Origin of the sequence: Ideonella sp. B508-1, from assembly GCF_000333615.1 — a bacterium.
In the GTDB taxonomy this organism is placed as follows: domain Bacteria; phylum Pseudomonadota; class Gammaproteobacteria; order Burkholderiales; family Burkholderiaceae_C; genus Ideonella.
On sequence record NZ_BADL01000271.1, the window covers coordinates 1 to 13167 of the forward strand.

Genomic DNA, 13167 nt, shown 5'->3' on the forward strand with positions numbered 1-13167 from the left:
CACCGGCTGGCAAAGCAAGAGCGGCGGCTACCCCTGCTACGCGATCGCCAAGTCCTCGGTGAACGGCCTGACCCGCGGGCTGGCCAAGCCGCTGGGCGAGCACGGCATCCGCATCAACACGGTGTCGCCGGGCTGGGTGATGACAGAGCGCCAGCTGACGCTGTGGATGGACGATGCGGGCGAGGACGAGATCCGCCGCAACCAGTGCCTGCCGGACAAGCTGATCCCGCACGACATTGCCGCCATGGTGCTGTTCCTCGCGGCGGACGAGTCGTCCATGTGCACCGCGCAGGAGTTCAAGGTCGACGCCGGCTGGACCTGAGCCCGCGGGGGGCGCTCAGGCGTCCTCGCGCCAGTCCAGATGGCCTGCCTCGCCATAGGCGCCGAGGCAGGCCGACTTGAGCGCCCGCATCATCACCTTGGCCCCCGGCGACAGCAGCTGGTCGCGCCGGGTGATGATGCGAAGGCATCCATGCGACAGGGCAGCGTCAGCGGCAGCAGGGCCACCATGCCGTGGGCCGCGTAGTAGCGGGCCACCTCGACGGGCACCAGCGCCACCATGTCGCTCTGCTGCAGCATCTTGGTGATGAACAGCAGCGCCGCCGTCTCCACGATGTTGGTGGGCGGCGCCAGGCTGGCCTCCTGGAACATCAGGTCGAAGCGGTGGCGCAGCACGCTGCCCGCAGGCGGCGTGATCCAGCCCACATCGGCCACGTCCTCCAGGCTCAGCTGCTGCCGGCGCAGCAGCGCGTGACCGCCACGCACCATCGCGCAGATGGGCTCCTCGCTGAGGCGCTCGTAGCGGAACAGCTGCTGGTCATGCTCGGCCCCCAGGCGCGCCACCGCCATGTCCAGCTGCCCCTGGCTCAGGCGCTCCAGCAGCACCGGGCTGGTTTCGATCTCCAGCGAGATGCGCAGGCTGCTGTGCTCGCCCTTGGCCTGCGCGATCGCCGCCGGCATCACGGTCAGGCCGGGCGTCATGATGGAGCCCACCCGCACCTGGCCGAAGCGCCCCTCCTTGAGGGCCTCGATCTCGCCATGGGCCTGCTCCAGGCTGTTGATCACCATGCGCGCATGGCGTATCAGGCTCTCGCCATACCAGGTCGGACGCATGCCGCGCGGCATGCGCTCGAACAGGCGCACGGCCAGCACATCCTCCAGATCCTTCAGCAGCTTGGACGCCGCCGGCTGCGTCATGTTGAGCAGCTCGGCCGCGCGGTGGATGTTGCCCTCGTCCGCCAGCGCCACCAGCAAGAGCAGCTGACGGGTCTTGAGCCGCCCCCGGATGAACCATTGGGAGTTTGTCGACATACGGGTTAACGCCTATCCAAGAAAAGATATCAAAAGCGAATTAGATTTCATCACATTGATAGCAAATACGGAATTAGACTGAATGCGACCCCCCGCAGCGATTCGAAAAGCAACGCGCCTGTGCCTGTGCTGCGGCAGCGCGAAGGGCCGCTTGTGAATTTTCAGGAGACAAAGAATGAGACGACCCTTCGTCAAGGCGCTGGTCTGCGCCGCCGCGTTGCTGTTCGGTGGCAGCGTCCTCGCCCAAAGCAAGGGCCTGGTGGCGGTGTCCATGCCCACCAAGTCCTCCTCGCGCTGGATCGCCGATGGCGACAACATGGTGCGCAACCTCAAGGAAAAGGGCTACAGCGCCGACCTGCAGTACGCCGAGGACGACATTCCCAATCAGCTCGCGCAGATTGAGAACATGCTCAACAAGCACCCCAAGGTGCTGGTGATCGCCGCCATCGACGGCACCACGCTGTCGGACGTGCTGCAGAAGGCCGCCGATCAGGGCGTGAAGGTGATCGCCTACGACCGCCTGATCCGCGGCAGCAAGAACGTCGACTACTACGCCACCTTCGACAACTTCCAGGTGGGCGTGCTGCAGGCCGACTCCATCGTCAACAAGCTGGGGCTCAAGCAAGGCAAGGGCCCCTTCAACATCGAGCTGTTCGGCGGCTCGCCGGACGACAACAACGCCTTCTTCTTCTACAACGGCGCGATGTCGGTGTTGAAGCCCTACATCGACAGCGGCAAGCTGGTGGTGCGCAGCAAGCAGATGGGCATGGACAAGATCGGCACGCTGCGCTGGGACGGTGCCGTGGCCCAGGCCCGCATGGACAACCTGCTGTCCGCCTACTACGGCAAGGACAAGCTGCATGCGGTGCTCTCGCCGTATGACGGCCTGTCCATCGGCATCCTGTCCTCGCTCAAGGGCGTGGGCTATTGCAGCAGCCAGCAGCCCTGCCCGGTGGTCAGCGGCCAGGACGCCGAGATCCCCTCCGTCAAGTCCATCCTGCGCGGCGAGCAGTACTCCACCGTGTTCAAGGACACGCGGCAGCTGGCCAGCGTGACGGTGGCCATGATCGACGCCCTGCTCTCGGGCAAGCAGCCCACGGTCAACGACACCAAGACCTACAACAACGGCGCCAAGATCGTGCCCTCCTACCTGCTCAAGCCGATCAGCGTCGACGCCAGCAACTGGAAGACCGTCCTGGTCGACAGCGGCTACTACAAGGAAGCCCAGCTGAAGTAAGCGGGCCAGACGGGCCGGCCGTGGACATCACGGCCGCCCGCCCTCAGCGATACCCAAAGGGAAGGCCCCGTGAGCGAGCCCATTCTCATGATGCGCGGCATCACCAAGGGATTCCCTGGTGTCAAAGCGCTCAGCGACGTCCACCTGACCGTGCAGCCCGCCGAGATCCACGCGATCGTCGGCGAGAACGGCGCAGGCAAGTCGACGCTGATGAAAATCCTCAGCGGGGTCTACCCGCACGACAGCTACGAAGGCGACATCTTCTTCGATGGCCAGCGCCAGGCCTTCGCGGACATCCGCGACAGCGAGGCGCGCGGCATCATCATCATCCACCAGGAACTGGCCCTGGTGCCCACGCTGTCCATCACCGAGAACCTGTTTCTCGGCAACGAGATCAGCCGCGGCGGCGTGATCGACTGGGCCCAGGCGCACGAACGCGCCCGCGAGCTGCTGCAGCGGGTGGGCCTGTCGGAGCACCCGGCCACGCAGGTCGGCAAGATGGGCGTGGGCAAGCAGCAACTGGTGGAGATTGCCAAGGCCCTGGCCAAGAAGGTGCGCCTGCTGATCCTGGACGAGCCCACGGCCAGCCTCAACGAGAAGGACAGCGCCGCACTGCTGGACCTGCTGCTGGACCTCCAGCGCGAGGGCGTGGCCAGCATCCTGATCTCGCACAAGCTCAACGAGATCACCCGCGTGGCCGACGCGATCACCGTGATCCGCGATGGCAGCGTCATCGAGACGCTGGACTGCCGCGGCGAGCCGGTCAGCGACGACCGCATCATCCGCGGCATGGTGGGCCGCGACATGTCCCACCGCTATCCGGTGCGCGAGCCGCGCATCGGCGACGTGATCTTCGAGGTGCGCGACTGGCGCGTGCACCATGAGCAGTACGTGGAGCGCCAGGTCATCAAGGGCGTGAACCTGACGGTGCGCCGCGGCGAGATCGTGGGCATCGCGGGCCTGATGGGCGCCGGCCGCACCGAGCTGGCGATGAGCATCTTCGGCCGCTCCTACGGCCGGCGCATCTCCGGCCAGGTCCTGATGGACGGCCAGCCGGTGGACGTGTCCACGGTGCAGCGCGCGGTGCAGAGCGGCATCGCCTACGTCACCGAAGACCGCAAGGGCGCGGGCCTGGTGCTCAACGACGAGATCTTCAAGAACATCAGCCTGGCCCATCTGGAAGGCGTGTCCTCGGGCGGCGTGATCGATGGCGCGGCCGAGTTCGCGGTGGCCGACGACTACCGCCGCGCGATGCGCATCCGCTGCGCCAGCGTGCGCCAGGCGGTGGGCCAGCTCTCGGGCGGCAACCAGCAGAAGGTGGTGCTCAGCAAATGGCTGTTCACTCAACCCCGTCTGCTGATTCTGGACGAGCCGACCCGCGGCATCGACGTGGGCGCGAAATTCGAGATCTACACCATCATCGACCAGCTGGCCCAGCAGGGCGAGGGAATCCTGATGATTTCCTCCGAGCTGCCGGAACTGCTGGGCATGTGCGACCGCATCTACGTGATGAACGAAGGCGCCCTGGTCGCGGAATTGCCCGCTGCCGAAGCAAGCCAGGAACGCATCATGCGCGCAATCGTGAACAACGGCGAAAAATGACGACCAAAACAATCCCCGCTGCCAAAGGCCGGATACCCGCCTTCAATTTCCTGGTCAGCAATATCCGAGACTACGCGATGCTGCTGTCGCTGGTCTTCATCATGGGCCTGTTCCAGTGGCTCACCGACGGGATTCTGCTGGAGCCGCTGAACCTCACCAACCTGGTGCTGCAGAACAGCTACATCGTGGTGATGGCCCTGGGCATGCTGCTGGTCATCGTGGCCGGCCACATCGACCTGTCGGTGGGCTCGGTGTGCGGCTTCATCGGCGCGCTGGCCGCGGTGCTGATGGTGCACTTCGGGTGGCACTTCGTGCCCACCGTGCTGCTGTGCGTGCTGGCCGGCGCGCTGATCGGCGCCATGCAGGGCTGGTTCGTCGCCTACGCGCGCATCCCCTCCTTCATCGTCACGCTGGGCGGCATGCTGGTGTTCAAGGGCCTGACCCTGGCGCTGCTGCAGGGCCAGTCGGTGGGGCCCTTCCCGTCGATGTTCCAGAGGATCAGCTCGGGCTTCCTGCCGGACCCGCTGGGCGGCGAATCGCTGCGCCTGCTGTCGCTGGGGCTGGCCACCGCCGTGGCCGCCCTGCTGGTGGCCACCGAATGGCGCAAGCGCATCAAGCAGCAGGCCCAGGGCATGGACACCGAGCCCGTGGCCTTCTTCGCGGTGCGCACCGGCGCCTTCGCGGCGGCCATGCTCTACGTGGGCTGGCTGCTGTCCACCTACAAGGGCCTGCCCAATGTGCTGGTGCTGATGGCCGCGCTGATCGTGCTCTACCAGTTCGTGACCACGCAGACCACGGTGGGTCGGCGCATCTACGCACTGGGCGGCAACGAGAAGGCCACCCGCCTGTCGGGCGTCAACACCCAGCGCCTGACCTTCGCGGCCTTCGCCAACATGGGCGCACTGGCCGGCCTGGCCGGCCTGATCTTCGCGGCCCGGCTCAACACCGCCACCCCCAAGGCCGGCCTGGGCTTCGAGCTGGACGTGATCGCGGCCTGCTTCATCGGCGGGGCCTCCGCCTCCGGCGGCGTCGGCAAGGTGGCCGGCGCGGTGATCGGCGCGCTGATCATGGGCGTGATGAACAACGGCATGTCCATCATGGGCATCGGGATTGATTACCAGCAGGTCATCAAGGGCCTGGTCCTGCTGGCCGCGGTGTTCGTCGACGTTTATCACAAGAACCGCGGCTGAAGGCTGCGGCGAGGAATAGGAACATGGCAGACAAGCCCAAGAAACTGCGCTCGACCGAATGGTTCGGGACGGCAGACAAGAATGGATTCATGTACCGGAGCTGGATGAAGAACCAGGGCATTCCGGACCACGAATTTGATGGCCGACCCATCATCGGCATTTGCAACACCTGGTCGGAACTGACGCCCTGCAATGCCCATTTCCAGAAGATTGCCGAGCATGTGAAGCGTGGCGTGCTGGAGGCCGGGGGGTTCCCGGTCGAGTTTCCGGTGTTTTCCAACGGTGAGTCCAACCTGCGCCCCACCGCCATGCTGACGCGCAACCTCGCCGCCATGGACGTCGAGGAAGCCATCCGCGGCAATCCGGTGGATGCGGTGGTGCTGCTGGTGGGCTGCGACAAGACCACGCCCGCGCTGCTGATGGGCGCGGCCAGCTGCGACATCCCGGCCATCGTCGTCACCGGCGGCCCCATGCTCAACGGCAAGCTGGAGGGCCGCAACATCGGCTCCGGCACCGCCGTCTGGCAGCTGCATGAATCGCTGAAGGCCGGCGAGATCAACATGCACCAGTTCCTGGCGGCCGAGGGCGGCATGAGCCGTTCGGCCGGCACCTGCAACACCATGGGCACGGCCTCCACCATGGCCTGCATGGCCGAGGCCCTGGGCACCTCGCTGCCGCACAACGCCGCCATCCCGGCGGTGGACGCGCGCCGCTACGTGCTGGCCCACATGTCGGGCATCCGCATCGTCGAGATGGCGCACGAGGGCCTCTGCCTGTCCAAGATCCTCACCCGCCAGGCCTTCGAGAACGCCATCCGCACCAATGCCGCCATCGGCGGCTCCACCAACGCGGTGATCCACCTCAAGGCCATCGCCGGGCGCATCGGCGTGGACCTGGCGCTGGAGGACTGGACCCGCCTCGGCCGCGGCACGCCCACCATCGTGGACCTGCTGCCCTCGGGCCGCTTCCTGATGGAGGAGTTCTATTACGCCGGCGGCCTGCCCGCGGTGCTGCGCCGCCTGGGCGAAGGCGGCCTGCTGCCGCACCCCGACGCGCTGACCGTGAACGGCAAGACGCTGTGGGAGAACGTCCACGACGCGCCCAACTACGACCCCGAGGTGATCCGCCCGCTGGACAAGCCGCTGGTGCAGGACGGCGGCATCCGCGTGCTGCGCGGCAACCTGGCCCCGCGCGGCGCGGTGCTCAAGCCCTCGGCGGCCTCGCCCCACCTGCTCCAGCACCGTGGCCGCGCCGTGGTGTTCGAGAACTTCGCGCACTACAAGGAGCGCATCAACGACGAGGCGCTGGAGGTGGATGCGGACTCGGTCCTGGTGATGAAGAACTGCGGCCCCAAGGGCTACCCCGGCATGGCCGAGGTCGGCAACATGGGCCTGCCGCCCAAGCTGCTCAGGCAGGGCATCAAGGACATGGTGCGCATCTCCGACGCCCGCATGAGCGGCACCGCCTACGGCACCGTGGTGCTGCATGTGGCGCCCGAGGCGGCCGCCGGCGGCCCGCTGGCCGCGGTGCGTGACGGCGACTGGATCGAGCTGGACTGCGAGACCGGCCGCCTGCACCTGGACATCAGCGAGCAGGAGCTGGCCGCGCGCATGGCCGCGCTGGCCCCGGCCGGGAAGACCCAGGGCGGCGGCTACCGGCAGCTCTATGTCGACCATGTGATGCAGGCCGACGAGGGCTGCGACTTCGACTTCCTGGTCGGCTGCCGTGGTGCCGCCGTGCCCAGCCACTCCCACTGAGGCCGCACACCATGCCCCCAACCCCCACCCGCCCCACGCCGCGCTACCAGGGCGTGTTCCCGGTCGTGCCCACCACCTTCACCGCCAGCGGCGAGCTGGACCTGGCCAGCCAGAAGCGCTGCGTGGACTTCATGATCGACGCCGGCTCGCACGGCCTGTGCATCCTGGCGAACTTCTCGGAGCAGTTCGCGCTGTCCGATGCCGAGCGTGACATCCTCACCCGCACGATGCTGGAGCATGTGGCCGGCCGCGTGCCGGTGATCGTGACCACCTCGCACTTCTCCACCGCGGTCTGCGCCCAGCGCAGCCGCGCGGCCCAGGCGATGGGCGCGGCCATGGTGATGATCATGCCGCCCTACCACGGCGCCACCTTCCGCGTGCCCGAGGCCCGCATCCAGGAGTTCTATGCGCGGGTGTCGGATGCCATCGACATCCCCATCATGATCCAGGACGCGCCGGCCAGCGGCACCGTGCTGTCGGCCGCGCTGCTGGCCCGCATGGCGCGCGAAATCGAACAGGTCAGCTACTTCAAGATCGAGACCGCGGGCGCCGCCTCCAAGCTGCGCGAGCTGATCGCGCTGGGTGGCGACGCCATCGAAGGCCCCTGGGACGGCGAGGAGGCCATCACCCTGTTCCCCGACCTGGAGGCCGGGGCTACCGGCGCGATGACCGGCGGCGCCTATCCCGACGGCATCCGCCCCATCCTGGAGGCCCACGCCCGCGGCGAGCGCGAACTGGCCTTCGCGCTCTACCAGACCTGGCTGCCGCTGATCAACTACGAGAACCGCCAGACCGGCCTGCTGGCGGCCAAGGTGCTGATGCGGGAAGGCGGCGTGATCGCCTGCGACGCCGGCCGCCACCCCTGGCCCGAACTGCATCCGGACACGCGCCGCGGCCTCCTCGAGACCGCCCGCCGCCTGGACCCGCTGGTGCTGCGCTGGGCGCGCTGAACGGAGCCACCGACCGATGCGCGAGATCCGCCTGCTGGGCCTGGACTGGGGCACCAGCGCGCTGCGTGCCCATGCCTGCGATGGCCAGGGCGAGGTGCTGGAGAGCCGCCACTCGGCCCACGGCCTGATGCACCTGCCGCGAGGCGGCTTTGCCCAGGCGCTGGAGGACCTGTGCGGCGACTGGCTGGCCGCCTGGCCGGACGCACCGGTGCTGGCCTGCGGCATGGTGGGCAGCGCCCAGGGCTGGGCCGAGGTGCCCTATGCCGAACTGGACGGCGGCGAGGCCGCGCTGGCCGGCGGCCTGCGCACGGTCAGCGGCCCGGGCGGGCGGCCGGTGCATCTGGTGCCGGGCCTGATCCAGCGCGGCGCCCTGCCCGAGGTGATGCGCGGCGAGGAAACCCAGGTGCTGGGCGTGCTGCAGACCCTGGGCGCCGGCGATGCGTCCCTGCTCATCGGCCTGCCCGGCACGCACAGCAAATGGGTGTGGGTGCAGCACGGCGTGACGCAGCGCTTCTGCAGCTTCATGACGGGCGAGATCTTCGCCGCGCTGCGTGAGCACACGCTGCTGGGCCGCACGCTGCCCGCCGCCGGCGAGGCCGGGGCCTTCAACGCTGGCGCCTTCGAGCGCGGCCTGGCGGTGGCGCGCCAACCCGCCGGCCGCCTGGGCCTGCTGTCCAACGCCTTCAGCATGCGCAGCCTGTTCCTGACCGGCGCGCTGGCGCGCCACGCGCAATCCGACTACCTCTCCGGCCTCCTGGTCGGCCACGAGCTGGCCGGCCTGCGGGCCGGCTTCCTGCCTGCCGACGCCCCACCGCCGCGCCTGGTGCTGTGCGGCAGCGACACGCTGTGCGAACGCTATGCCCTGGCGCTGCGCCAGGTGGGCCTGGGCCACGCTGAGCAGCTGCCCCAGGCCACCGCCGCCGGCCTGTGGCGACTGGCCTGCCGTGCCGGCCTGGTCAGGCCCTGAGCCCCGGCCCCGCCCCCTCTGCCCCCTCCTTTGCCTGGAACCCCCATGTCCGCCCACGCTCTGAACACGGCGCTGCAGCACTGCGGCCTGATCGCCATCCTGCGCGGCCTGGACCCGGCCAGCGCCGTGCCCATCGGCCTGGCGCTCTACGACGCGGGCTTTCGCGCGCTGGAGGTGCCGTTGAACTCGCCGCAGCCGCTGGACAGCATCGCTGCGCTCAGCCGCGCGCTGCCCGAGGACTGCGTGGTCGGCGCCGGCACCGTGCTGGACCCGGCCGACTGCGCCGCCATCGCCGCCGTCGGTGGCCGCGTGGTCGTGATGCCCCACAGCGACGCCGCGGTGATCCGCGCGGCCAAGGCCGCCGGCCTGGCCTGTGCGCCCGGCGTGGCCACGCCCACCGAGGCCTTCGCCGCGCTGGCCGCCGGTGCCGACGTGCTGAAGATGTTCCCCGCTGAAAGCCTGGGCCCGCACACGCTCAAGGCCTGGCGCGCGGTGCTGCGCCCGCCCATCGCCATCCTGCCGGTGGGCGGCATCACGCCCGACAACCTGGGCGCCTATGTGCAGGCCGGCGCCAGCGGCTTCGGCCTGGGCTCGGCGCTCTACCGCCCGGGCGACGACGCCACCCGCGTCGGGCTGCAGGCCCTCGCCTTCGTGCAGGCCTGGCAGGCCGCCACGCACTGACGCGCCCTTCCCACAAGACTCGCCCCCACCCCCATGAAGATCACCCGGCTCACCACCTTCATCGTCCCGCCGCGCTGGTGCTTTCTGAAGATCGAGACCGACGCCGGCCTGGTGGGCTGGGGCGAGCCCGTGCTGGAAGGCCGCGCGCATGCGGTGGCGGCCATGGTCGAGGAGATGGCCGACGCGCTGGTGGGCCGCGACCCGCGCCACATCGAGGACCTCTGGACCGTGCTCTACCGCGGGGCCTTCTACCGCGGCGGCGGCATCCACATGAGCGCGCTGGCCGGCATCGACCAGGCCCTGTGGGACATCAAGGGCAAGGACGCCGGCCTGTCGGTCGCGCAGATGCTGGGCGGGCCGGTGCGCGATCGCATCCGCGTCTACAGCTGGATCGGTGGCGACCGCCCGGCCGACACCGCCGCGGCCGCGCGCAGCGCGGTGGCGCGCGGCTTCACCGCGGTCAAGATGAACGGCACCGAGGAGCTGCAGTACGTGGACAGCCACGCCAAGGTGGAACGCTGCCTGGAGAACGTCGCCGCGGTGCGCGAGGCCGTGGGCCCGCACGTGGGCATCGGTGTGGACTTCCATGGCCGCGTGCACAAACCCATGGCCAAGGTGCTGCTCAAGGAGCTGGCGCCCTACAAGCTGATGTTCGTCGAGGAGCCGGTGCTGTCCGAGCACCACGAGGCGCTGCGCGAGCTGGCCCATGTGGCCGATGGCACGCCCCTCGCCCTGGGCGAGCGCCTGTACTCGCGCTGGGACTTCAAGCGCGTGCTCAGCGAGGGCTATGTGGACATCATCCAGCCCGACCCCTCGCACGCCGGGGGCATCACCGAGACCCGCAAGATCGCCGCGATGGCCGAGGCCTACGACGTGGCGCTGGCGCTGCACTGCCCGCTGGGCCCCATCGCGCTGGCCGCCAACCTGCAGCTGGACGGCATCTGCTACAACGCCTTCATCCAGGAGCAGAGCCTGGGCATCCATTACAACGCGTCCAACGACCTGCTGGACTATGTGCACAACCGCGAGGTCTTCGACTACCGGGACGGCATGGTCGCCATCCCGCAGGCACCGGGCCTGGGCATCGAGGTGAACGAGGACTATGTGCGCGAGCGCGCCGCCGTGGGCCACCGCTGGCGCAACCCGGTCTGGCGCCACGCGGACGGCAGCTTCGCCGAATGGTGAGGCCCTGACGCCGGCAGGCTGTCCGATTTCTGGGACAGCACCGTCCACGGCATCAGGGTGCGGGCCGGCTTGATCCGGCGCAAGCCCTCGGCTCCAATCCGGCTTGGAGACAGAAAGGAGGGCTCGCGATGAGGCCCGATGCCAGTCCGCCCCATGCCAGTCCCTATGTGGGCTTCCAGAAGGACCTGCGCGGCGTGCGCAGCCTGTGGGAGCGCTTCCATGCCGGCGTGCTCGACCTCGAGGAGCGGCGCACCACCTACCACGAGCTGCTGCTGGGCGAGTGGCAGCGCTGCACCGCGCTGGGCGTGGATGTGGCGATGACCCGCGGCCGCCTGCTGAGCAGCGAGGAGTTCCGCCGCCGGCAGGAGGCCGAGCAGCTGCTGCTGGAAACCTCGGTGCCCATCGTGCGGGAGGTGAGCAACTTCCTGGTCGATGTGCCGGGCATCATGATCCTGGCCGAGCGCACCGGCACCGTGCTGCACATCACCGGCGACCCGGTGGTGCGCGAGCGGGCGGCCACCCACTCGGGCATCGTCGAGGGCTCGCAGTGGAACGAGCTGACCGCCGGCACCAATGGCGTGGGTACCGCGCTGTCCAAGGGGCGGCCGGTGCATGTGCTGGCGGCCGAGCATTTCTGCGAAGGCTGGCACAGCTGGTCCTGCGCGGCCACCCCGATCTTCGATGCCGATGGCCACACGGTGCTGGGCATCGTGGACTTCACCACCATCGACGCCGACTTCCGCGACCAGGCGCTGGGCCTGACCGTCTCGGTGGCCAACTCCATCCAGGCCCGCATGGCGCTGCACCGCGAACTGGAGCGCCGGCTGCTGCTGACCGCCTTCAGCGATGCCAGCCGCCACTATCCGCACGACGACCTGCTGGCCGTGGACCAGGCCGGGCGACCGGTGGCCCACACGCCCAGCGAACGCTGCCGCCAGCTGGCCGAGCGCTGGCCGGCCGAGGCCGCGGCGGTGCGCGAGCTGGTGTGCGACCGCCTCGCCGTGACCGCGCCCAGCACCGGCGCGCCCATCGGCACGGTGCTGCTGCTGGCCAAGCCGGCGGGCTACCAGAAGGTCTTCCGGTCCGAGGCGCGCCCAGCCTGGCCGGCCCCCCTGCCGGCAGCCGGCCCCGAGCGGCCGGTCACCCGCTTTGGCGACTTCGTCTCCTGCGATCCGGCCACCCAGCGCATGCTGGAGGAGCTGCGACGCCTGGCCGAGGCGGACGTGAACCTGCTGATCACCGGCGAGACCGGCACCGGCAAGGAGCTGCTGGCCCGCCATGTGCATGCCTGCAGCCCGCGGCGCCAGCAACCCTACCTGGCCATCAACTGCGGCGCGATCAGCGAGCACCTGATGGAGAGCACCTTCTTCGGCTATGTGAAGGGCGCCTTCTCGGGGGCCGACCCGCGTGGCCGCGCCGGCTACTTCGAATCGGCCCTGGACGGCACGCTCTTCCTCGACGAGGTGGGCGAGCTGCCGCCGGCCATGCAGGCCGCACTGCTGCGCGTGCTGGAGGACGGCAGCTTCCAGCGCGTGGGCTCCTGCGAGCCCCGCCGGGCCCGCTGCCGCATCATCGCGGCCACCCACCGCGACCTGAACCAGCTGATCGCCGAGGGCCGCTTCCGGCGCGACCTGTACTACCGGCTCAAGGTGGCGCAGCGCTGCATCCCGCCCCTGCGCGAGCGGCCGGACGACATCGCCCTGCTGGTCGAGCAGTTCGCCGAGCTGATGCGGCGCAAGCATGGCCTGCAGAGCGTGCGTTTCACGCCGGCCGCGATGGACGCCCTGCGCCGCTACGCCTGGCCGGGCAACGCCCGCGAGGTGCGCAACGCGATCGAGACCGCGCTGCTGTGCGCCGGCGACACCATCGACCTCGACTGCCTGCCGCCCGAGCTCACCCAGGCACCTCCGCCTGCGGCACCGCCGGCGCCCGACTTGCCGCAGCCTGCGCCCGATGGTATGGCCGCGGTGCGGGACTATGAGCGCCAGCTCATCGTCGGCATGCTGCGCAAGTACCGCAACGTCAGCCAGGTGGCTCATGCGCTGGGCCTGGCCCGCTCCACGCTCTACCGCAAGTTCGCCGAGCTGGGCATCCAGCAGGCCGAGGTGCTGGGCGGCGACGACGGATCGCACCTGTCCTGAGGTCGGGGGAGGCTGTCCCGCCCCCGGGACAGCCTGTCCGGACACCCGCCGTCCACCCGCTGTCTCCAACGTCCTCTGGCGCCCGCTTCTGCGCCGTTTTCGACCAGTCCGCCCCAGGAAAACCCCGCCACTCATGTTGGCCCGGG

At 69.4% G+C, this 13167-nt stretch carries 10 protein-coding genes and 1 pseudogene; 10 read left to right on the plus strand and 1 reads right to left on the minus strand.

Translation table 11 applies throughout. The features are described from left to right. The coding region (locus I73_RS11320) for an SDR family NAD(P)-dependent oxidoreductase (protein ID WP_022980715.1) at positions 1-322 on the plus strand (322 nt) is incomplete at its 5' end. Positions 323-337: 15 nt separating this feature from the next. Here the strand turns inward: I73_RS11320 and I73_RS27445 are convergent. Beyond that, positions 338-1311, minus strand: a pseudogene (locus tag I73_RS27445) (LysR family transcriptional regulator). Positions 1312-1486: 175 nt separating this feature from the next. Here I73_RS27445 and chvE point away from each other — a divergent pair. The 9 genes from chvE to I73_RS11370 all read left to right on the plus strand — a co-directional run bounded on the left by chvE (position 1487) and on the right by I73_RS11370 (position 13021). Then, entirely contained in the window at positions 1487-2548 is a 1062-nt protein-coding gene (chvE, locus tag I73_RS11330; protein ID WP_022980716.1) for a multiple monosaccharide ABC transporter substrate-binding protein, read from the plus strand. An 87-nt stretch (positions 2549-2635) separates the two neighbouring features. Continuing rightward, the gene (gene mmsA / locus I73_RS11335) at positions 2636-4150 is read left to right on the plus strand and encodes a multiple monosaccharide ABC transporter ATP-binding protein (RefSeq protein ID WP_304607945.1); all 1515 of its coding nucleotides are present in this window, start codon (positions 2636-2638) and stop codon (positions 4148-4150) included. Continuing rightward, positions 4147-5340: a multiple monosaccharide ABC transporter permease gene (mmsB, locus tag I73_RS27450; protein ID WP_022980718.1), complete on the plus strand. Its 1194-nt coding sequence runs from the start codon at positions 4147-4149 to the stop codon at positions 5338-5340. Before mmsA ends, mmsB begins: the two co-directional genes overlap by 4 nt. 23 nt (positions 5341-5363) lie before the next feature. Then, complete coding sequence (locus I73_RS11345) at positions 5364-7097, plus strand: IlvD/Edd family dehydratase (RefSeq protein ID WP_022980719.1); 1734 nt, start codon at positions 5364-5366, stop codon at positions 7095-7097. Between the two features lie 11 nt (positions 7098-7108). Then, positions 7109-8047: a dihydrodipicolinate synthase family protein gene (locus I73_RS11350; RefSeq protein WP_022980720.1), complete on the plus strand. Its 939-nt coding sequence runs from the start codon at positions 7109-7111 to the stop codon at positions 8045-8047. A gap of 16 nt (positions 8048-8063) precedes the next feature. Then, a complete protein-coding gene (locus I73_RS11355) occupies positions 8064-9014 on the plus strand; it encodes a 2-dehydro-3-deoxygalactonokinase (protein WP_022980721.1) in 951 nt (316 codons plus the stop codon). A gap of 45 nt (positions 9015-9059) precedes the next feature. Continuing rightward, positions 9060-9695, plus strand: a complete 636-nt coding sequence (locus I73_RS11360; protein WP_022980722.1) for a 2-dehydro-3-deoxy-6-phosphogalactonate aldolase — start codon at positions 9060-9062, stop codon at positions 9693-9695. Positions 9696-9728: 33 nt separating this feature from the next. Further along, positions 9729-10880 (plus strand): galactonate dehydratase, encoded by a 1152-nt coding sequence (dgoD, locus tag I73_RS11365; protein ID WP_022980723.1) that lies wholly within the window; start codon positions 9729-9731, stop codon positions 10878-10880. A gap of 128 nt (positions 10881-11008) precedes the next feature. Continuing rightward, positions 11009-13021: a sigma-54-dependent Fis family transcriptional regulator gene (locus tag I73_RS11370; RefSeq protein ID WP_022980724.1), complete on the plus strand. Its 2013-nt coding sequence runs from the start codon at positions 11009-11011 to the stop codon at positions 13019-13021. Positions 13022-13167 lie beyond the last annotated feature (146 nt).

Bases quoted from the DNA above. Each gene is read 5' to 3' on its own strand.
- mmsB (WP_022980718.1), top strand. From the start codon at position 4,147: ATGACGACCAAAACAATCCCCGCTGCCAAAGGCCGGATACCCGCCTTC.
- chvE (WP_022980716.1), top strand. From the start codon at position 1,487: ATGAGACGACCCTTCGTCAAGGCGCTGGTCTGCGCCGCCGCGTTGCTG.
- I73_RS11350 (WP_022980720.1), top strand. From the start codon at position 7,109: ATGCCCCCAACCCCCACCCGCCCCACGCCGCGCTACCAGGGCGTGTTC.
- I73_RS11360 (WP_022980722.1), top strand. From the start codon at position 9,060: ATGTCCGCCCACGCTCTGAACACGGCGCTGCAGCACTGCGGCCTGATC.
- dgoD (WP_022980723.1), top strand. From the start codon at position 9,729: ATGAAGATCACCCGGCTCACCACCTTCATCGTCCCGCCGCGCTGGTGC.
- mmsA (WP_304607945.1), top strand. From the start codon at position 2,636: ATGATGCGCGGCATCACCAAGGGATTCCCTGGTGTCAAAGCGCTCAGC.
- I73_RS11355 (WP_022980721.1), top strand. From the start codon at position 8,064: ATGCGCGAGATCCGCCTGCTGGGCCTGGACTGGGGCACCAGCGCGCTG.
- I73_RS11345 (WP_022980719.1), top strand. From the start codon at position 5,364: ATGGCAGACAAGCCCAAGAAACTGCGCTCGACCGAATGGTTCGGGACG.
- I73_RS11370 (WP_022980724.1), top strand. From the start codon at position 11,009: ATGAGGCCCGATGCCAGTCCGCCCCATGCCAGTCCCTATGTGGGCTTC.